Source organism: Polaromonas sp. JS666, from assembly GCF_000013865.1.
Classification (GTDB): Bacteria; Pseudomonadota; Gammaproteobacteria; order Burkholderiales; family Burkholderiaceae_C; genus Polaromonas.
The window spans coordinates 125385-145005 of the sequence record NC_007948.1 but is presented as its reverse complement, the minus strand read 5'-3'; the positions used below and the strand labels follow the sequence as shown (position 1 = coordinate 145005).

The following is a 19621-nucleotide window of genomic DNA, read 5'->3' as shown; positions in this document are numbered from 1 at the left end:
TTCCTTTGCGCCTTCTTTGCACCGATCCCGCGCGCGCCAGCATCCGCTGGCGCGCGCCCTGACCAGTCTCTACCATGCTGAACTATTTTCTGAAACGGCTGCTGGGCCTGACGCCCACGCTGCTGATCGTCGCAGTGCTGGTGTTCCTGTTCGTCCACATGCTGCCGGGTGATCCGGCACGTCTGGCCGCCGGACAGGATGCCGACCAGCAGACCGTGGAACTGGTACGCCAGGAGCTCGGCCTGGACCGGCCCCTGCCCGAGCAGTTCGTGAGCTTCTTCACGCACATGCTCAAAGGCGACTTCGGCACCTCGCTGCGCACACGGCGCCCGGTGTCGACCGAAATCGCCGAACGTTTTCTGCCGACACTGCTGCTGACACTGACCAGCATGAGCTGGGCGGTGATCTTCGGCATGGCCATAGGCGTGGTCTCCGCGGTGTTTCGCAATGAATGGCCGGACCGGCTGGGCATGACGATTGCCGTCTCGGGCATTTCCTTTCCGGCCTTCGCGCTTGGCATGCTGCTGATGCAGGTCTTCTCGGTGCAGCTCGGCTGGCTGCCCACCGTGGGAGCCGACAGCTGGAGGCATTACGTCCTGCCGTCCTTGACGCTGGGCGCGGCCGTGGCCGCCGTGATGGCGCGCTTCACGCGCGCCTCCTTCGTCGAAGTGATCCAGGAAGACTTTGTGCGCACGGCCCGGGCCAAAGGCCTGAAAGAGCGCACGGTGATTTTCAAGCACTGCCTGCGCAACGCGCTGATCCCGGTGATCACCATGATGGGCCTGCAGTTCGGTTTCCTGCTGGGCGGCTCCATCGTCGTCGAGGCGGTCTTCAACTGGCCCGGCCTGGGTCGCCTGCTGGTCGATGCCGTGACCATGCGCGACTATCCCGTGATCCAGACGCTGGTACTGCTGTTTTCGCTGGAATTCATCCTGATCAACCTGGTGGTGGACGTGCTCTACGGTTTCATCAACCCCACCATTCGCTACAAATGAGAACAAGCCAGCCATGACACAGACCATCGTCAACGAAGCCGTCGTCGCCATCGCGGCGACACCCGTGGCCACGCAAAACACCCGCGTGCGCACGCCCTGGACTGAGTTCTGGCGCAAGTTCAAGAAGCAGCACGTGGCGATGGCGGCACTGGCCTTCGTTCTGCTGCTGGTGCTGCTGGCCCTGCTCGCGCCGGTCATCGTTCCCTACGACGCCGAAAACTTTTTCGACTACGACAAGCTCAACGCCGGACCGTCGTGGCAGCACTGGCTGGGCGTTGACCCGCTGGGCCGGGACATCTTCAGCCGCATTCTGGTGGGCGCGCGTATTTCGCTGGCCGCAGGCTTTGCGTCGGTCGCCATCGGTGGCCTGATCGGCACCGCACTGGGTTTGCTGGCCGGCTATTACGAGGGCTGGTGGGACCGTATCGTGATGCGGATTTCCGACGTGCTGTTCGCCTTTCCCGGCATCCTGCTGGCGCTCGGTGTGGTCGCCATCCTGGGCAGCAGCATGGTCAACGTGGTGGTGGCCGTGTCGGTGTTCAGCGTGCCGGCCTTTGCGCGGCTGGTGCGCGGCAACACGCTGGTGCTCAAGCAGATGACCTATGTCGAGGCGGTGCGCAGCATAGGCGCTTCGGACTGGACCATCATCATGCGCCACATCCTGCCCGGCACCATCTCGTCCATCGTCGTCTACTTCACGATGCGCCTGGGCACTTCCATCATCACTGCGGCCAGCCTGTCCTTCCTCGGCATGGGCGCTCAGCCGCCCACGCCCGAATGGGGCGCCATGCTCAATGAAGCGCGCGCCGACATGGTCAACGCGCCGCACGTGGCGCTGTTTCCCAGCCTGGCGATTTTCCTGACGGTGCTGGCCTTCAACCTGCTGGGTGACGGCCTGCGCGATGCGCTGGACCCCAAAATTGACCGCCAGTAGGAAAGCCTTTTCGTGATGCTTCGCCATCTGCTGCCCCACATCGGCAGCCTGCCGCCAGGGCCGCGCAATGCCATCACCGACGTGGCCGGTGTCACCGTGGGCCATTGCACGCTTGACGCCCACGAAGTGCAGACCGGTGTGACGGTGGTCTGCCCCCATGGCGGCGATCTGTTCCGCGACCGGGTGCCCGCGGCCGCGGTCGTGCTCAACGGCTTCGGCAAGAGTGTGGGACTGGTGCAGGTCGAGGAACTCGGCGTTCTGGAAACGCCGATTGCGCTGACCAACACCTTTTCGGTCGCCCCCGTGGCCGAGGCACAAATCCGCCAGTGCATCGCCGCCAACCCCGAAACCGGCCGCAGCCTGCCCACGGTCAATCCGCTGGTATTTGAATGCAACGACGGCTTTCTCAACGACATCCAGCGCATGGCCGTCACCGGGCAGCACTACCTGCAAGCCTGCGCGCAAGCGGGCACGGACGTCGAGGAAGGCTCGGTCGGTGCCGGGCGCGGCATGTCGAGCTTTGGTCTCAAGGGTGGCATCGGCACGGCGTCGCGCCGTGTGCCGGCACCTGGCGGCGGCGAACACACCGTCGGCGCGCTGGTGCTGGCCAACTACGGCCGGCTGCCGCAGCTGGTCATGGCCGGGCAGGCCCTGGGCGCCCGGCTGGCCAGCCAGTTGGCCGGCCCCTTGGCGCTGGAGGCTGACGAACCCGAGAAGGGCTCCATCATCCTGCTGATTGCCACCGATGCGCCGCTCGATGCGCGCCAGCTGCGCCGGCTGGCGCTGCGCGCCGGCGCCGGCCTGGCCCGCACCGGTTCGGTGTTCGGCCACGGCAGCGGCGACATCGCCCTGGCGTTTTCCACCGCCTACACCGTGCCCCAGCAAACCGACAGACCCATGCCGGCCGTGGCCATGCTGCATGACGGCCTGATCGACCCGCTGTTTCAGGCCGTGGCCGACAGCACCGAGCAGGCCATCGTCCACGCCCTCTGCTGCGCCCGTGCCGTGACCGGCCGCAACGGCCACCACCGCAAGGCACTGGCCGATCTGCTGCCCGACGGCGCTGCGCCGACACATCCACAGACACCCTGAACGAGTTCCCATGAAAGTCCTGATTTCCACCGACATCGAAGGCGTTGCCGGCGTTTTCCACCACGAGCAGGTGCGCAGCGGCAACCCCGAGTACGAGCGCGCCCGCCTGCTGATGACGCACGAGGCCAACGCCGCCATTGCCGGCGCTTTCGAGGCCGGCGCCACCGAGGTGCTGGTCAACGACTCGCACGGTGGCTTTCGCAACATGCCGCCAGACCTGCTGGATGCTCGCGCCCAGGCCGTCATGGGCAAGCCGCGCTACCTGAGCATGATGGCCGGCGTCGACAACGGCATGGACGCTGTGTGCATGATCGGTTACCACTCGCGTGCGCAGGGCCGCGGCATCCTGGCCCACACCATCAACAGCTTTGCTTTTGCACGCGTGCGCTTCAACGGCGTCGAGCTGGGCGAAGCCGGCATCTATGGCGCGCTGGCCGGCGAGTACGGCGTGCCGGTGGTGATGGCCAGCGGCGACGATGTGTTCATCGAGGAACACCGGCCCGTGTTCCCGCATGCCACTTTTGTGCAAACCAAGCGCGCCACCGGCCAGACCAGCGGCATCAGCCTCTCGCCCGCGCAGGCCTGCAGCGCCATCCAGGTGGGCGTGGCGGCCGCGCTGGCGCAGCTCGGCACGGCCCGCCCCTTTGTGCTGGCGGGGCCCATCGCCGTGCACATCCAGACCCAGACACCGGCGCTGGCCGATTTGTTTTGCCAGTGGCCCACCCTGCAGCGGCTGGATGGCGATGAAGTCGGCTTTGAAGCACCGACGGTGGAGGCTGCGGTGCGCATGGTCAACTGCCTGTCGGCCATGTCAACCCTGCTGCGCTAGCGCATCACAGACCACGCCAGTCGGCCTGGCACATCAAGCCTGCTCGCGCAACCACTGCGCCAAGTCCGCCAGCACCTGCGGGCCAATGGGGGACACGGCGCTGAAATGGATGCAGGCGTGGATGGCGCTGGGGTAGTGCTGGTGCGCGACCAAAACGCCTGCGGCCTCGGCACGCAGGGCCAGCGCATGGCCTTCGTCACGCAGCGGGTCATGGCCCATGGTGGCGACCCAGGTGGCGGGCAGCGCCGCCAGCTCGGACTTCAGCAGCGCCACATCGGGATGATCCGGCGGCGTGGGTGATGGCCCGCCCAGATAGCTGGCGGTGAACCACTGCATGACCCCCTTGGTGAGGAACTTGCCTTCATTTTCCTGGTACGACGGACTGGGCTCGTCCGGGTGCTGCGCCACGGGGTAAATCAGGCCCAGGGCTCGCACCGCGGGGGACTGCACCCGCCGCACCGCCACCAGGGCCAGCTGTGCCCCGGCGCTGTCGCCCGCCACGGCGATGCGATGCGGGTCACCACCCAGGGTGTCCGCATGGACGCAGATCCAGCGCAAGGCCGCTTCCGCATCATCAGGGGCGGCCGGGAACGGATGCTCGGGAGCCAGCCGGTAGTCCACCGCCACGACCAGCATGCCCGTAAGGTGGCACAGGGTGCGGCAGACCTCGTCATGCGTTTGCAGATCGCCCATCACAAAACCTCCTCCATGCACGTACAACAGCACGGGCCACGGCCCCTGAGTCGTGGGACTGTATGCCCGCAAAGGCAGCACGCCACCGGGGCCGGGAATGCTTTTATCTTCCACCTTGCCAATGGCCGGGGCGGGCAGGCCCAAGGCGTTGGCCAGGTCCCGGTAGACCTGCCGCGCAATGGGAGGCGGCAAGGCCTCCAGAGGGGGGGCTCCCTGGGCCGCAGCTTGGGCCAGAAAACCGGCAAAGGCGGGGTCGAGAGGCGTAGCGTCCAGCGTGGTGCGAACAGGAGATGTCGTCATGGATTTAAAGATTAGATTGATACAGAAATCGCGGCTGGCGCAACCACCGCCACCACTGGTTTGCGCAGCAAAAAGTGCCCCAACGCAGGCAGCAGCACCAGCGCCCCGACCATGTTCCAGACGAACATGAAGGCCAGCAAAATGCCCATGTCGGCCTGGAACTTGATGGGCGAAAAGGCCCAGGTGCCAACAGCCAGCGCCAGGGTGATGCCCGTGAGCATGACAACCCGACCCGTGAACTGCAGCGCATGGTGATAGGCGTCTGACAGGCTGGCGCCCTCCCGCATGCGGGCCAGGGTAATGCTCAGCACATACAGCGCGTAGTCCACGCCGATGCCCACGCCCAGTGCAATCACCGGCAAGGTGGCAACCTTCACGCCCATGCCCAGCCACACCATCAACGCCTCGCACAAGATGGAGGTCAGCACCAGCGGCAGCACCGCCACCACCACGGCACGCCAGGAGCGAAAGGTGATCCAGCACAGGACCACCACCGCCGCATAGACCCACAGCAGCATCTCTTGCATGGCTTTGCCCACCACGATGTTGGTGGCTGCATCGATGCCGGCACTGCCGGCGGCCAGTTTGAAAGTGACCTCGGGCGTGTTGTTGGCAGCGGCAAATTTCTCGACCTCGGCCACCACCCGCGACAGGGTTTCGGCCTTGTGGTCCTTCAGGTACACGTACAACGCCAGGAAGGAGCAGTTCTGGTTGAACAGCTCACGCGGGGCGCGGGTTTGCACGCCGCCCAGAGCGCCGTCGTTGGGCAGCAGCTCAAACCATTTGAAGTTACCTTCGTTGTAGCCCACCATGGCCAGCCTGGACAGCGCGGCCATGGAGTTGGTGGACTCCACGCCCGGCAACTGCTCCAGGCCCCAGGCCAGGCTGTCCAGCCTGGCCAGCGTGCCGTAGCTGGTGCACTGGTCCACCGGCGTAGTCACCATCACGGTCAGGATGTCGGCGCTGGCGGCGTAGTGCGAGATTTGGTAGGCGTTGTCGCGGTTGTAGCGCGAGTCGGCCCGCAGCTCGGAGGCACCGGGATCCAGGTCGCCAATCTTCAGGTTCACGCTGACGGCATAACCGCCCGCCGCCATCAAGCCTGAGACTACGATGGCCGCCGTGGCCCAGCGCTTTTGCGTGAAGTGGTCCAGCAAGGCCCACAGCCAGGGGCGTCTGGCGCCCGCTTGCACGGTTTCTTCGCGCAGGCTGCGCGCCGCTGCCGACGGGGCCACGCCCGTGTAGGACAGCAAAATCGGCAGCAACACCAGGTTGGTGAAGATCAGCACGGCCACGCCAATGCTGGCGATCAGGGCCAGGTCCTGGATTACCTTGATCTGGATGATGACCAGCACGGCAAAGCCCACCGCGTCGCATAGCAGCGCCGTCAGGCCGGCCATGAAGAGGCGGCGAAAGGTATAGCGCGCCGCCACCACCCGGTGCGTGCCGCGGCCAATGTCCTGCATGATGCCGTTCATCTTCTGCGCACCGTGGCTCATGCCGATGGCAAACACCAGAAAGGGCACCAGCACCGAGTAAGGATCAAGCTCATAACCCAACAGCGCCAGCAGGCCGAACTGCCAGACCACTGCCACCAGGGAACAAGCCACCACCAGCGCCGTGCTGCGGCCGCAGCGGGTGTAGGCAAACAGCACCATGGTGGTGATCGCCAGAGCCAGCAGGAAGAACAGCAACACCTGCTGCAGGCCTTCAATCAGGTCGCCCACTACCTTGGCAAAACCGGTCACACCGATCTCCAGCGTGTCGCTGCCGTACCTGGCGCGCAGCACTTCGATCTGGCGCGACAGATCACCGTAGTCCAGCGCCTTGCCGGTCTCGGGGTTGCGGTCCAGCAGGGGCACAAACACGATGCTGGATTTGAAATCGCCGGCCACCAGTTGCCCGATCTCGCCCGAGCGTTCCACATTGGCGCGCAGGTCGGCAAGACTGGCGGCGGAGCCGTCGTAGACGTCAGGAATCACCGGGCCGCCGTCCAGGCCCTCTTCGGTCACCGCCACCCAGCGGGTGTTGGAGGTCCACAGCGACTTCATGAAAGGCCGGTCCACGCCGGGGAGCAGGAAAATTTCGTCGTTGATTTTCTGCAGCGCATCCAGATAGCGCTTGTCGAAAATCGTGCCCTTTTTGGCCTGTACCACCAGTCGCAGCGCGTTGCCCTGGCCCGCCAGGTCGCCCTTGTGCGCCAGGTAGTTGACGATGTAGGGATGCGAGGTCGGGATGGTCTTCTCGAAGCTGGCGTTCAACTGCAGTTTTGTCGCCTGCCAGCCCAGCACCAGGGTCAGCAGCAGGCACAGGGCCATGACCCAGGGACGGTGGTTAAAAAAAGCGCGTTCGAGCAGCGTGCCGGAGCGCGTGTCGAAATCTTCAAGCCGCGCGACGACAGGCTGGCTGGATGCGTTGATGGAGGAGGAATCGGCGTGCATAAAATTTTCTTCAATCAACAGACAGGGCAGGCAGCCGTCGCATGCCGCGCAGGCTGGCCAGCACCAGGCTGCCATCGGCTGCGATGGCGACACCAGACACCGGAACCGGCTCGCGCGCAGGCACACGCTTGAGCGCGGGCCCATCGTCGCGCCCCACCAATGCGTCCCCGGCCTGACCCATCAGCACAAAGCCGCCGCCGGCCAAAGCCGCGCCCGCGCCGACAGCCATGGGCAGGCCGGTGTCGAGTTTTTCCCAGTGCGTGCCCGCGTCCGTGGAGCGGTAGGCCGTGCCGCGCAGGCCGTAGGCCACCCAGACATCGCCAGCGGTGTGCAGCAAGCCAAAAAAGCTGCCTTTGTAGGGCGACTCCAGCGCGCTAAAGCTGGCACCCCCATCGGTGGAGCGCAGCAGCAAGCCCTGCTCGCCGGCGATCACCAGCGTGCTGCCATGGGCGCGCACGCCGTACAGGTGCAAGGATCTGGGGTTGGGCAAACGCGGCCCCACCGCCGCCCAGGTCTTGCCGCCGTCCACGGTGGTGAACATCAGGCCGTAGGCCCCCACGGCAAAGCCGCGTTGCGCGTCGATGAATTCCAGGTCAAAAAACGGTTTGTCCGCGCCCTCTTCCACCAGGCGCCGGGCATTGGCAATCGCCTTTGCATCTCCCGTGCCCTGCGCGGCCTGCAATGCCAGCGCAGCGGCCTGGATGCCGTCGAGCTGCTTGTGCCAGGTGGCGCCGGCGTCAATGCTGCGCAAAATCACGCCCAGATGGCCTGCCGCCCAGCCGGTTTTTTCATCGGTAAACCGCACGGTCGTGAGGGTGGCTTGCACCGGCACCTGGGCCTGCTTCCAGCGGGCGCCGTGGTCGTCCGACAGCAGCACGGTGCCGCGCTCGCCCACGGCCACCAGGCGCTTGCCTGCGCGGGTCACGGCCAGCGTGGCCGCGCCCAGAGCCTTGGGCGTCATCAGGGCGGCTTGCGACAGCACGGCCGGGGCAGTGGCCGACCACGCGGGCAGCGTGGCCGTGGCCGCCATGCCGAGCAGCCCCAGCAGGGCAGCCCGCCGCGCAACGCCAGCGTGTGCGAATCCGCTCATCAGCGCGCGCCTTCGTTGGACAAGGATTCAGCGCTGAAGAAGCTGCGCGGAATCGGGGGCACGATTTCATACTGCCTGGGCATTTCGTTGGAGGCCATGTTCAGGTAGTAAGAACCGTTTTGCATGTCGTAGCCGCCCCACAGCACAAAATTCGATACGGCGGGAACGTCTGGCATGGTCAGCATCAGGGCGTAGTTGGTACGCCAGAGCTGGCCCTTGGCATCCCAGCCGTCAAACAGCGCGATTTGCCAGGAATCTTCGTCGATGTAGTACTTGCGTTTGGGCACCACGTGGCGCTTGCCCGGGGCCAGCGTGGCCTCCACTTCCCACACACGGTGCAGTTCCCAGCGCACCTGGGCCGGGTTCAGCGTGTTGGGCGTCACCAGGTCTTCCACCTTGGCTGACGCAGCACGGTTGTTGTTGTAAGGGATGTACATCTCCTTCTTGCCCACCAGCTTCAGCTCATGCTTGTCGATCGGGCCAAACAAGGTGAAGGCTTCGTCGAACAAACCGATGCCGGAGGTCACCGAGTCCGGCGTGTCATAGGCCACCGAAGGCGCTTTGCGCACACGGCGCTGGCCCACCAGGTACTGCCACAGGCCACGCGGTGCGGCTTCTGAAACACCGTCCAGCGCCAGAATCGCTTCGCCCGCCTTGGAGCCCGGCGCGTTGGCGACGAACTTGCCGAGCGAGTAGTAACCGTCGAACTTCTCCAGGCTGCCGTCCCTGGCATAAAAAGCCTGGCTCAGGGTCTGCGTGCCACCCGAGGCCATGGCACGTCGGCCATCAGCCGTCACCACCCACACCCGCATCGGCAGGGTCACGTTGCCACCGCGCCAGGCGGTGCGCTGGTTCCACATGGCCTCATAGCCGTCCTTGGGGATGGGGAATGGCACGCCGCCAAAAGCGCCTTCCATGCCGTAGCCGCCTTCAATGGTCTTGGCGCGGGTGGCGTTCTTGAGGGTGTTTTCGTACACCGACTGAGGGGCCGCAGCGGTGCGGTGCGTGGGGTACACGTCGATGCGGAAGTCAGGGTACTTCTTCATCAGGGCCTGCACACCGTCGCTCAACTTGTCGGCGTGCTGCGCCATGTTTTTGGCGTTGATCGACAGGGTGGGCTTTTCGTTGGGGTACAGGTCAGGGCGGGCATCGCCGCTCTTGTAGCCGGGTGTGGCCTTGCTCAGGCCGCCGTCCCAGGAGGGAATCGTGCCGTCCTTGTTACCAGCCTTCTCCGCGCCCAACGGGGTCAGCGTGGTCTTGAGTTTGGCGGCCTCGTCCGCGCTCACGGCGGCTTGGGCGGTCAGGGCAGCGGTCAACAAAGCTGCCGCGAGCAAGGGGGGTTTTGCGAACTTCATCATGGTGTATGTCTCGGTCATATGTGTTTTCAGAAAGTGCGGGAAGCCGTAAAGGACAGGTAACTGCGGTCTTTCAGCGTCTGGCCGTAGGACAGCATGCGGGTGGGTGTACGCGCATCGGTGACGGTGAAAGTGTTCTCCTTGCCGAAGAAAGCGGTGTAGTTCAGGCCCACATTCCATTCCTGGTACTTGCCCTTGACGCCGACGCTGAAGTCGCCCCCTTTGCTGACACCGCCGGCGAAGTTGAAGATGGCCGAGGAGCGGCCCCCAAAGTTGTAGCCCAGGCCGATCGGAATCGACAGGTCCAGGCCGGGCAGTACCTGGAAGTACTGCGGCTCGAAAATCATGCGAAAGGCCGCGGCATCGCGCGTGGTGTTGGGATCAAGCCCGCCGAAGCCAACGGCGCTGGGGTTCCTGGTCACGCTCAAGACCCGGTTCCAGGCCAGCTCGGCCAAAAGGGCGCCGCCGTCCCACAGGCTGGACTTGGTGAGCACATAGATGCCCGACAGGTTCAGGTGCGCCGTCTTGCCGATGGCGTGGCAGGGGTTGCTGGCCGATCCGTCACAGTTGGCCGGCGGCATGAAGGGCGCACCGCCCAACACAGCCGGGTCGCTGGCCAGCGGTGCGTCGGTGCGCACCGAGCCTTCCAGCGCCCAGTTGAGCTGCCCCACGGACGACGTGACGCTGGCGCCAAAGGTCTTGATGCCCTTGGCATAAACCTTGTGGACGTTGCCATTGATCAGGTCGAACACCGGTACCGATGGCGTTTTGTCGTTATAGCGCGCGGCGTAGAGGCCGTATTCAAACGCGCTGCCTGCAGGCGACCAGCGCAGTTGGGCTCCGAACTGACCGCTGTTGCCCGGCGTCTGGTCCTTGCTGTTGTCGGTGTTGAGCACCGTGGTCGGCCCCAGGTAGACCCGGCCGCCGCCGATGTAGTCCTGATTCGAGAAATAACTGCCCACACCAGGGATCTTGCTGGGCCGCCATTTGAGCTGGTAGTAGCCGCCCAGGGTCACCCCCTCCGCCACCTGCAGCGAGCCGGAAATCTGCTCCACCGGCAGCAGAACTTCCTTGAACTGCCAGTTGGGCACCGAGACGATCTTGGCGATGTCCACCGGGCCTTGCGCATTGGCAATGCCGTTCTGGCCGAAGAACAGGCTTTCGCCGTATTGCAAGGCATGCTTGCCGACGCGGATCGAAGCCGGCATGCTGCCCAGGTTGCCCTTGGCAAACGCAAAGGCATCGAGAAACTCGTCATCGCGGCCATGCTGGGCGCTGGTCGCTGGAATGAACTGGTTGGCGGGCTGGCCGACGAAGTTGCTGACCCCCAGTGTGCCGTCGTTCGCATTGGTGCCCCGGTACTTCGAGTCATACCAGGCGGAATGGCTGATGCGCAGACCGAAGTTGCCGTGGGTCACATCGAACTCGGTCAGCAAATCGATGCGGTTGGAGACGATGCCTTTTTTACTGAAATTGGCATTGCCGTCGTTCTCATTGGCCACGCCGGCATCGGGCGACGGCACCGTCAGGGCCGCCGAAGCATCCTTCAGCCGATAAGCCGTGCTGTACTTTGGCGTGAAGTCCAACCGTATCCTGGTGTCGGGGTTGGAACCCAACTCCATGGCCTGGGCCGACAGCGCGCAGAGCAGGCTGCTCGCCAGCGCCAGGGCGCCGAGTTGGAAGGGGGTGATTTTTTTTGTCATGCATGTCTCCTCAAGTTATGGTCTGTGGGGGTCTGTGGGGGTCTATCGCTTACTCAGAGATAGGTCGAGGCCAGGCCGCCATCGACCGGAATATTCACGCCGCTGACCCAGCGCGCCGCATCGCTGCACAGCCAGGCGATCACCGCAGCCACCTCGTCGGCAAAGGCCGGGCGCAGCATGCGGTGGGCATCTTTTTGAATCCGCTCTTCGCCCAGCATGGAGACGAAGTCGCCCAGGATGGGCGTGAACACCGGGCCCGGTGCGACGCAGTTCATGCGCACCCCTTTGCCCAGGAACCATTCCTGCGACTGGGTGGCGCTCCAGACGATCAGGGCTTCCTTGAAATACTGGTAGCAGGTGGCATGCGGCACGGGGTGGTCGCGCAGCCAGGCGGCACCGGCCTCAAAGCCCTTAACGGCGGCGAGCTCCTTGTGCAGGTCCAGCCGCAGCGGCCATTCGGCACCCAGGATGGAGGCCACGTTGACGATGCTGCCGCCACGCGGCATGCGCGGCAACACGGCTTGCGTCAGGTGCCGCAGGCCCAGGTAATTCACGCGGGCCACCAGATCGCCGGCGGCCGTGCCGGGCACGCCAGCAACGTTGCAAAACGCGTCAATGTGCGCGGGCAGCCGGGCCACGGCGGCATCAATGGCGGCGGCGGTTCCCAGATCGGCCTTCACGAAATCATCCAGTGTCAAGCTGGGATCGTTGCGGTCCATGCCAATGACTTTGGCGCCCTGGAAGCGGGCCAGCCGGGCCACCTCGGCACCAATGCCGGACGAGGTGCCTGTGACGACGATGGTTTTCCCTTGCAAACTCATAAATGTCTCCTCGAAAATTTGACTTAAAACGGGTAGTTGGGAGCCGTGTCTTTGATCGTCATCCACTGCCACATGGTGTATTCCTCAAAGTCCGCCGGTCCGCCCACGCTGGTGCCGTTGCCCGCAATGCCGGGGCCGCCGAAGGGGTTGACGCAGTCGTCATTCACGGTCTGGTCGTTGATGTGGACCATGCCGGACTTAAGCTGCTGGCCCACTGCCATGGCACGGCCTACCGACCTGGAGATGACGGCGGAAGACAGGCTGCCGGTGTTGTTGTTGGCCAGGGCAATGGCTTCTGCATCGGTCTTGTAAGTGATGATGTTGGCGACGGGGCCAAAGGTTTCTTCGTCATACACCCGCATGCCGGCCTTGACGCCCGTCAGCACGGTCGGCTTGTAGAACAGGCCGTCAAAAACTCCACCGGCTTCCAGCTTGGCGCCCGCTTTCACGCTGTCCTGCACGAGGGCGTGCACGCGGTCGCGCTGCCTGGCATCGATCAGCGGGCCCAGGGCTACCTGGCCGCTGGCACCGTTGCCCATCGGTAAATGCGTGGCCTTGGCAATCAGTCGCCTGGTCAACTCGGCGGCCATGCTCTCATGCACCAGGATGCGGTTGGAAGCCATGCAAATCTGGCCTTGGTGAAAGTAAGCACCCCAGGCGGCATTGCTGGCGGCCACATCCAGGTCAGCATCGTCCAGAATGATCAGGGAGTTGGCGCCGCCCAGCTCCAGCGACACCTTCTTCAGGTGGCGGCCAGCCAACTCACCAATGCGGCGGCCCACAGCGGGCGAACCGGTGAAAGCAATCATCGGCACCAACGGGTCAATGACCAGGGCCTCACCGGCTTCAGCGTCGCCAGGCAAGACCTGCAGCAAGTCTTTGGGCAAACCGGCTTGCGCGAAGATGCGGGCGATCATCAGGCCACCCGTTACGGGGGTGCGGCTGTCGGGCTTGACCACCACGGCATTGCCAGCGGCCAAGGCCGGGGCCACCGAGCGGATGGTCAGGATCATCGGGAAGTTGAAGGGCGAAATCACCCCCACAATGCCGTGCGGCACACGGCGCGCGATGCTGGTGCGGCCCGGCACGCTGGGCAGCACATGGCCTTGCGACTGCAGGGGAATGCTGGCGGCCAGGTTGCATATCAGCGCGGCTTCGCGAATTTCATGCTGGCCTTTGGCCAAAATACCGCCCGTCTCGCGTGCGGCGTACAGCGCCAATTCATCACCATGCTGCTGAAACAGGGCAGCAGCACGGCGAAAAATTTCAGCCTTTTCACGCGGAGGCACCGCCACCCACGCTTTTTGCGCGGCAGCGGCAGTGGCGGTGGCGGCGGCCACGTCGGCCGCATCGGCAATGCCCACGGTGCACAAGACCTGGCCCGTGGCGGGCTCGATCACATCGCGCGCACCACCACCCAAGGCAGCTTGCTTCAGGCCGGAAAAATTAAAAAATGCTGTTGCATCTGCTGCACCCATGGGAAAAGCCCTTTCGGTTGGTTTATCAGTTCGTCACTTTTTCTGTGACATGCCGGATGTATTGCAATGCACAGACCAACACCCACAATCGCAACCGCCTGCTGCCCCGCATTGAGGCCTTTTCCAGAGGGGAATTAGGGACATACCCCAAGTCAAATTACTGCGGCGCAGCAAAGGGAAATCCCTGTTTTATTTTTTGATCAAATGGTTATAAATGTGAACTACATTTGCGCAATTGATTAAATAAAAAGTAAACCCATGGGCAACACTTCGCGCATCTCCCTGGCCGACGTGGCCCGGGCCACGGGCACGACCCTTGGCAACTTCGACAGCGCATTGGTGGCAAAAGCCCTGGGCGGATTTGCCAATGCCCACATTGGCGGCGATGCCCACCCCAACATTGCCGACATCAGCGAATGCCTGTTTTTTTCTCCGGGGGACGGACGCATCTGGCTGCAAGACCAGCGCATGGTCTTGTTGCACACGGAAGCCCTGGGCTCCCTGCGGCGCGAAATGATTGACAGCCTGGGGCTGGAGCAGGCCCGCGGACTGTTCACCCGTGCGGGCTATGTCAGCGGCGCCCGCGATGCCCAACTGGTGCGGCGGCAGTGGCCCGATGCAGACCCGTCGGCCATCGCCCTCGCGGGTACGCGCCTGCATGCGCTGGAGGGGGTGGTGAAAGTCGAGGTGGTGCGGGCCTCGTACAAGCCGGAAACGGGCAGCTATGAAGGCGAATTTCTGTGGCACAACTCCAGCGAAGACGATGAACACATCGCCGCCTACGGGATTGGCGGCTCACCCGCCTGCTGGATGCAGGTGGGCTATGCCACGGGCTATGTCAGCACATTGTTCGGCCATCTCGTCGTCTTCCGGGAAACGCAGTGTCGCTCCATGGGCGAAGCGCATTGCCAGGTGGTAGGCAAATCGGCCGACCAGTGGGACGATATCGCGCAAGACATGCGCTACCTCAACGTCAGGGAGTTTGTCGATACCGCAGCCTACGCCCGCCCAGCCCCCAGCGCCGCCGAACTGCCCCAGGTCGAGGCCTCCGCCGGCGATGCGATGGTCGGCGCCTCCTCGGCCTTCAACGCCGCCTGCCACCAGCTGAGCCGCGTGGCGCGTACCTCGGCCACCGTGCTGTTTACCGGCGAGTCCGGCGTGGGCAAGGAAAAATTTGCCCGCATGCTGCACAAGATCAGCCCGCGCAAGGACCGGCCGTTTGTGGCGGTGAACTGCGCAGCCATCCCGGAAACCCTGATCGAGTCCGAACTGTTCGGCGTGGAACGCGGGGCGTACACCGGAGCCAGCCACTCGCGGCCAGGCCGCTTTGAGAGAGCCAGCGGCGGCACCCTGTTTCTGGACGAGATTGGCTCGCTGAGCTACGTCGCCCAAGGCAAGCTGCTGCGCGCCTTGCAGGAGGGCGAGGTCGAACGGGTGGGCGGCACGCGCAGCATTGCAGTGGATGTGCGCGTCGTGGCGGCTACCAATGAAGCGCTGCGTCAAGCCGTGCTGGAGGGAAAGTTTCGCGAGGATTTGTTCTTTCGGCTCAATGTCTTCCCCATTCACCTGCCGCCCCTGCGCGAGCGGCGTGATGACATTCCCCTGTTGATGAACCACTTTCTGAACCATTACCGGCGCAAGCACGGCTGCAACACTGGCGGCTTCACGCAGGCAGCGGTTCGGTCCCTGCTGAACTATGCCTTTCCAGGCAACATCCGCGAACTGCAAAACCTGATCGAACGCGCTGTGATCATGGCCGACATGGAAGGGCTGATTGATGTGCACCACTTATTCACCAGCGGTGAAACCCTGAGCGCCGACATCATGACGCTGCGGCTGAAGGGAAGCTCCGCAACTTTGAACTTCGCAGAGCCTGCAGGCTGCGCACAAGCCTTGGCGATAGCCACACCGTCAAGCACGGCGCAGGCTCCGCAGTCTCTGGATCAGACCGAGCGCGACACGCTCCTGCGGGCGATTTCCACATCCCAGGGGAATCTGTCCGCCGCAGCGCGGCTGCTCAACACAACGCGGGCGAAGCTGGCCTACCGCGCAAGAAAGCATCGCCTCCTTTGATTCGCGCACACTTGCCTTGAGGTTTCGGGCTGCCCCGCCAGCTTCGGCCCCCAACCCGCTCACCCATCCAGCATCGCACCCAGGCGGGAGGGCCGCCAAGCCTGTGGCCGGTGCGCTTCAAGCGCTTCAGTTAAATTACCCGTCTATGCCGACCCCTTCCATTCCGCGCAAAGCGAGCAGTCCCAGCTTTTCCCAACGAGAGTTCCGGGCCTCGCTGGCCATGTTTGCCACCGGGGTCACCATCGTCACCGCGCGCACGCCGGCCGGCGTGCTGGTCGGCCTGACGGCCAACTCCTTTAATTCGGTGTCGCTCAACCCGCCCCTGGTCCTCTGGAGCCTGGCGCAGGCAGCGGGCTCCATGGCTGCGCTGAGCGCCGGGTCGCACTACGCCATCAACATCCTGGCGGCGGATCAGAAAGCGCTGGCCGAACGCTTTGCCAGCCGGCGCGAAGACCGCTGGGCGGACGTGCTGTTCACCGAAGGCGCGAGCGGCTCTCCCCTGCTCAGCGGCGCGGCCGCCACCTTCGAATGCTTCAACCGCAGCCGCTACGAGGAAGGCGACCACGTGATCTTCGTCGGCGAAGTGGAGCGCTGCAGCCATCGCGCTGGCGCAGCGCCGCTGCTGTTTCACGGCGGCAGGTTCTACACCGAGCACCCTTTGTGAGCCGGCGCTGATGCCTCATCGGTGAATCCGGCGCGCCTTGCCTGGCCGACAGGCGCAGGGCGCGACGACTGTCCGTGACTGAAGTATCCATCCGGGTTCTACGCGACCTGGCCGCCCCCGCTACACCATCCCGTCGCCCCGCTGCCCCAGGCGCACGGTGGTCACACCGGGCCGCAACTGCCGCACCGATGGCATGACCAGCACGCAGTCGTCATAAGGCGTCACCACCGCCTCGCCGGCATCGTGCGCAATCGGTGTGCCGGCGCGGCGAATGATTTCGCCGCCACGAAAGTCCTGCACAAACGCAAAATCGGCCGAGCGCGCGACGATGCGGTGGGTGACCATCACCGGCGGTGGCGGCATCGCGTCGGGCAGCAGCCAGCCAGGCGGCACGTCGCCATGATCCATGACCCCGCAGCCCACCAGAAAACGCATCAGCACATTGCGCGCCGCCTGCAGCGACGCCAGCTCCCAGTGCTGCCCGGCTTCCAGCAGCAGGGCAATGCGGGAGCCCTCTTTTTCCGCAAACGGCCCGTAGTCCCGCATGCGCACGCCATCGGCGTGACCGGCATCCACGACCACCTGGCTCGCCGTACCCAGGCTTTGCGCGAAAGCGATGTTGCGTGGCAGCAGGCCGGTGACCAGAAGAGGCCCGCAGGGCTCATGCATCGAATGCAGGTCCAGCAAATGGCTGGCGCGGTCGACGAAGGGTCGGATTTCGCGGGCACGTGACAATTCGGCGCTGTGTCTGCTGCCATCCAGCACGCTTGCGGACCACACGCGGTTGAAGTCCTCGTCGACAAACCGGGATGCGTCCGGATGGCGGGCCTCAAAGCGTGCGAAGGCCGCCGTGTTGCAGAACGCAGCAGTGATACGCCCCCGCCGGGGGTGCAGTCCGCTGCGCAGGAACGCATCCAGCGCCCACGCACCCGAGTACTCGTTGCCGTGCACCAGCGCCGTCAGCAGGACTTCCGGGCCGGCCTCGACCGAGGCACGCTCGTGCACATAGGCCGTACCTGTGGGAGAAGCCGCCCAGCCGGACAGCCCGGGCGGCTCCAGTTGCACCGCATGGGCCTTGATGGGACCGCCGCTCACGAGGCCGCGCCGGTCGCCACGGCCTTGTTGACCACACTGCGCACGCGCTGGGTTTCCGCCCGGATAAAGGCCGTGAGCGCCTGCGGCGTGCCTCCTTCGTTGGAAATGCCGGCCTTTTGCAGCTTTTGCCACACGGCTTCCTCGCGCAAAATGTCGTTGAGCTCCCGGTTCAGGCGCGCCACCAGGGGCGCCGGCAATTTCGCGGGCCCGAAGAGGCCAAACCAGACGTTCATGTCATAACCTTTCAGGCGCGGGTTCTCGCCCAGTGCGGGAATCTGCGGCGCCGCCCGTGAGCGGGTTGCTGTCGTCACACCAAGCGGAACCATCTTGCCCGATTCGATGTGCGGCAAAGCAGAGGAAAGCACCGAGACACTGAACTCGATATTGCCCCCCAGCAGGTCCTGCAGCTGCTGCGCCGCGCCGCGATAGGGCACATGGCGAAAGGTCGTTCCGGCCAGCAGGTTGATGAGTTCGCCTGAAACATGCAGCGGCGTGCCGATGCCGGACGATGCGAAGTTCAACTGGTTGCGTTCGCGCCTGGACTTGGCCAATGCCTCCTCGATGGTTTTCACACCGGTCCGGGGGCTGGTCACGAAGACCATCGGCGTGACGCCGATCAACCCGACGGGGGCCAGGTCGGTTTCGCCGTTGTACCTGACCGCCGCATTGAAGAGCCTTGCGATGGAAACTTCGCTTCCGGAGCCCAGCAACAGCGTATAGCCGTCGGCTGCGGCATTGACCACCTTCTGCGCCCCTATCGTTCCACCGGCGCCGCCCACGTTGTCCACCACCACAGGGGTGCCCAGGCGCTTGGCCAGCGGCTCCGCAATGATGCGTGCCACCAGGTCGACGCTCCCGCCGGCGGGGTAGCCCACCACCAGGGAAATGGGCTTGCCGGCGGGCCAGGCCTGCGCCCATGCAGCGGGCAGGCACAGCAGCCCGGCTGCGGCCAGGCAGAGTGTGCGGCCGACGCCGCGGCGGTTGAGGGTAAACGTTTCAGGCATGACGGGCTCCTTGTTGATGGCGCCAGTCTAGAAGTCGTCCGCGCGCCGCGCATGCGCATCACGCATGGGAGCATGCGAGCCCCGGACTCAGGCGCCGGCTGCGGTACTGGCCGACCAGATGCGCTGCACCAGATCGTTGCGCGGGCTCCGCGGGCGGTACAGGCGGATTTCAAAGCGGACCGCCGCACCTTTGCCGTCCGCCTCCACCAGCCGGCCGCTGCGCAGGTCGCCATCCACCAACCCGCGGGGCAGCCACGCCATGCCCACGCCCTGAAGCGCCTGCTCATGCAGCGACTCGGCAAAGTCCGATTCGGTCACCGTGTGCAGGTGCAGCTCGCGCGAACTGCGGCTGAGTCCGTCCTGAAGGATCTGGCTGAGCGCCAGCGTCGGGGCATAGCCCAGCACCGGCACCGGGTGGCGGTCCGTGCCAGGCAAGGCATGCCGCGGCTGGCCATCGCCGCGCGGCGCGCTCACGGCCACCAGCTCGTCGGTGCCCAGCGTGATGCCTTCAAACGTCTGCTCGTCCAGCAGCAGCGGCAGGCGCGGATGGGTAAACGACAACAGGAAATCGGCGGCGCCCTGCTCCAGGGCCGTGGCCCCCTCATGGATGGAGCCTGTCAGGATGCGCAGCCGAAACTCGCCGGCCGAACGCTTGACGCGCGCGAGCCAGTCCGGCACGGCCGTGCGTGACAGCGTGCGCCCGGTCGCCAGCGTGACCCAGTCAAGGCTGCCACGCGCATGGCGTATGCGGGCGCGGGCGTCGTTGAGGCTCGCCGCCGCCCGGTGCGCCACCGGCAGCAGTTCCTCGCCAGCGGCAGTCAGCCCCAGCGGCATGCTGGCGCGGTTGATCAGGTCGGCGCCGGCCCACAGCTCCAGTGCGCGTATGCGGCGCGAGAACTGCGGCTGCGTCACATGACGCAGTTCGGCTGCCCTTGAAAAGCTGCGCTCTCGCGCCAGCACAATGAAATCTTCCAGCCATTTATGGTCCACAGCAACACCCTGTCCTGTCAGTTCATGTGATGGTATTCCTTGTCACCCACCGCCGGGCCGCGGGGAG

General features: G+C 64.9%; 16 protein-coding genes. 6 read left to right on the top strand and 10 right to left on the bottom strand.

From position 1 onward, the window contains the following. Positions 1-74 precede the first annotated feature (74 nt). The 4 genes from gsiC to BPRO_RS00680 are packed head-to-tail and all read left to right on the top strand — an operon-like array spanning position 75 to position 3850. The gene (gene gsiC, locus BPRO_RS00695) at positions 75-995 is read left to right on the top strand and encodes a glutathione ABC transporter permease GsiC (protein ID WP_011481113.1); all 921 of its coding nucleotides are present in this window, start codon (positions 75-77) and stop codon (positions 993-995) included. Between the two features lie 13 nt (positions 996-1008). After that, positions 1009-1929 carry a glutathione ABC transporter permease GsiD gene (gene gsiD / locus BPRO_RS00690; protein WP_011481112.1) on the top strand — a complete coding sequence of 307 codons (921 nt, stop codon included), beginning with the start codon at positions 1009-1011 and terminating at the stop codon, positions 1927-1929. Between the two features lie 15 nt (positions 1930-1944). After that, entirely contained in the window at positions 1945-3021 is a 1077-nt protein-coding gene (locus BPRO_RS00685) for a P1 family peptidase (protein ID WP_011481111.1), read from the top strand. A 10-nt stretch (positions 3022-3031) separates the two neighbouring features. After that, entirely contained in the window at positions 3032-3850 is an 819-nt protein-coding gene (locus BPRO_RS00680; protein WP_011481110.1) for a M55 family metallopeptidase, read from the top strand. A 33-nt stretch (positions 3851-3883) separates the two neighbouring features. On the opposite strand, the gene BPRO_RS00675 is transcribed toward BPRO_RS00680, so the two are convergent. The 7 genes from BPRO_RS00675 to BPRO_RS00645 are packed head-to-tail and all read right to left on the bottom strand — an operon-like array spanning position 3884 to position 13728. Then, positions 3884-4843 (bottom strand): alpha/beta hydrolase, encoded by a 960-nt coding sequence (locus BPRO_RS00675; protein WP_011481109.1) that lies wholly within the window; start codon positions 4841-4843, stop codon positions 3884-3886. Between the two features lie 11 nt (positions 4844-4854). Then, positions 4855-7281: an efflux RND transporter permease subunit gene (locus tag BPRO_RS00670; protein WP_011481108.1), complete on the bottom strand. Its 2427-nt coding sequence runs from the start codon at positions 7279-7281 to the stop codon at positions 4855-4857. Between the two features lie 10 nt (positions 7282-7291). After that, positions 7292-8371: a WD40/YVTN/BNR-like repeat-containing protein gene (locus BPRO_RS00665; protein WP_011481107.1), complete on the bottom strand. Its 1080-nt coding sequence runs from the start codon at positions 8369-8371 to the stop codon at positions 7292-7294. Then, positions 8371-9747, bottom strand: coding sequence for a DUF1329 domain-containing protein (locus BPRO_RS00660; protein ID WP_011481106.1), 1377 nt, complete (start codon positions 9745-9747; stop codon positions 8371-8373). The genes BPRO_RS00665 and BPRO_RS00660 overlap by 1 nt, the downstream gene beginning before the upstream one ends. Before the next feature lie 8 nt (positions 9748-9755). After that, positions 9756-11429, bottom strand: a complete 1674-nt coding sequence (locus BPRO_RS00655; RefSeq protein ID WP_011481105.1) for a DUF1302 domain-containing protein — start codon at positions 11427-11429, stop codon at positions 9756-9758. A gap of 53 nt (positions 11430-11482) precedes the next feature. After that, a complete protein-coding gene (locus BPRO_RS00650; RefSeq protein WP_011481104.1) occupies positions 11483-12250 on the bottom strand; it encodes a coniferyl-alcohol dehydrogenase in 768 nt (255 codons plus the stop codon). A 23-nt stretch (positions 12251-12273) separates the two neighbouring features. Next, complete coding sequence (locus BPRO_RS00645) at positions 12274-13728, bottom strand: benzaldehyde dehydrogenase (protein ID WP_011481103.1); 1455 nt, start codon at positions 13726-13728, stop codon at positions 12274-12276. 258 nt (positions 13729-13986) lie between these two features. Here BPRO_RS00645 and BPRO_RS00640 point away from each other — a divergent pair, with 258 nt between their 5' ends. Beyond that, complete coding sequence (locus BPRO_RS00640; RefSeq protein ID WP_011481102.1) at positions 13987-15801, top strand: sigma-54-dependent Fis family transcriptional regulator; 1815 nt, start codon at positions 13987-13989, stop codon at positions 15799-15801. A gap of 145 nt (positions 15802-15946) precedes the next feature. Continuing rightward, positions 15947-16465 (top strand): flavin reductase family protein, encoded by a 519-nt coding sequence (locus BPRO_RS00635; RefSeq protein ID WP_041388150.1) that lies wholly within the window; start codon positions 15947-15949, stop codon positions 16463-16465. 120 nt (positions 16466-16585) lie between these two features. On the opposite strand, the gene BPRO_RS00630 is transcribed toward BPRO_RS00635, so the two are convergent. The 3 genes from BPRO_RS00630 to BPRO_RS00620 all read right to left on the bottom strand — a co-directional run bounded on the left by BPRO_RS00630 (position 16586) and on the right by BPRO_RS00620 (position 19554). After that, on the bottom strand, positions 16586-17560 hold the full coding sequence (locus BPRO_RS00630; RefSeq protein WP_011481100.1) for a succinylglutamate desuccinylase/aspartoacylase domain-containing protein: 975 nt from the start codon (positions 17558-17560) through the stop codon (positions 16586-16588). Further along, a complete protein-coding gene (locus BPRO_RS00625; RefSeq protein ID WP_011481099.1) occupies positions 17557-18564 on the bottom strand; it encodes a Bug family tripartite tricarboxylate transporter substrate binding protein in 1008 nt (335 codons plus the stop codon). Before BPRO_RS00625 ends, BPRO_RS00630 begins: the two co-directional genes overlap by 4 nt. Before the next feature lie 87 nt (positions 18565-18651). After that, on the bottom strand, positions 18652-19554 hold the full coding sequence (locus BPRO_RS00620; RefSeq protein WP_011481098.1) for a LysR substrate-binding domain-containing protein: 903 nt from the start codon (positions 19552-19554) through the stop codon (positions 18652-18654). Between the last annotated feature and the right edge of the window lie 67 nt (positions 19555-19621).

Excerpts from the sequence above, each read along its gene's own strand:
- gsiC (WP_011481113.1), top strand. The coding sequence starts at position 75 with ATGCTGAACTATTTTCTGAAACGGCTGCTGGGCCTGACGCCCACGCTG.
- gsiD (WP_011481112.1), top strand. The coding sequence starts at position 1,009 with ATGACACAGACCATCGTCAACGAAGCCGTCGTCGCCATCGCGGCGACA.
- BPRO_RS00685 (WP_011481111.1), top strand. The coding sequence starts at position 1,945 with ATGCTTCGCCATCTGCTGCCCCACATCGGCAGCCTGCCGCCAGGGCCG.
- BPRO_RS00680 (WP_011481110.1), top strand. The coding sequence starts at position 3,032 with ATGAAAGTCCTGATTTCCACCGACATCGAAGGCGTTGCCGGCGTTTTC.
- BPRO_RS00675 (WP_011481109.1), bottom strand. The coding sequence starts at position 4,843 with ATGACGACATCTCCTGTTCGCACCACGCTGGACGCTACGCCTCTCGAC.
- BPRO_RS00670 (WP_011481108.1), bottom strand. The coding sequence starts at position 7,281 with ATGCACGCCGATTCCTCCTCCATCAACGCATCCAGCCAGCCTGTCGTC.
- BPRO_RS00665 (WP_011481107.1), bottom strand. The coding sequence starts at position 8,371 with ATGAGCGGATTCGCACACGCTGGCGTTGCGCGGCGGGCTGCCCTGCTG.
- BPRO_RS00660 (WP_011481106.1), bottom strand. The coding sequence starts at position 9,747 with ATGACCGAGACATACACCATGATGAAGTTCGCAAAACCCCCCTTGCTC.
- BPRO_RS00655 (WP_011481105.1), bottom strand. The coding sequence starts at position 11,429 with ATGACAAAAAAAATCACCCCCTTCCAACTCGGCGCCCTGGCGCTGGCG.
- BPRO_RS00650 (WP_011481104.1), bottom strand. The coding sequence starts at position 12,250 with ATGAGTTTGCAAGGGAAAACCATCGTCGTCACAGGCACCTCGTCCGGC.
- BPRO_RS00645 (WP_011481103.1), bottom strand. The coding sequence starts at position 13,728 with ATGGGTGCAGCAGATGCAACAGCATTTTTTAATTTTTCCGGCCTGAAG.
- BPRO_RS00640 (WP_011481102.1), top strand. The coding sequence starts at position 13,987 with ATGGGCAACACTTCGCGCATCTCCCTGGCCGACGTGGCCCGGGCCACG.
- BPRO_RS00635 (WP_041388150.1), top strand. The coding sequence starts at position 15,947 with ATGCCGACCCCTTCCATTCCGCGCAAAGCGAGCAGTCCCAGCTTTTCC.
- BPRO_RS00625 (WP_011481099.1), bottom strand. The coding sequence starts at position 18,564 with ATGCCTGAAACGTTTACCCTCAACCGCCGCGGCGTCGGCCGCACACTC.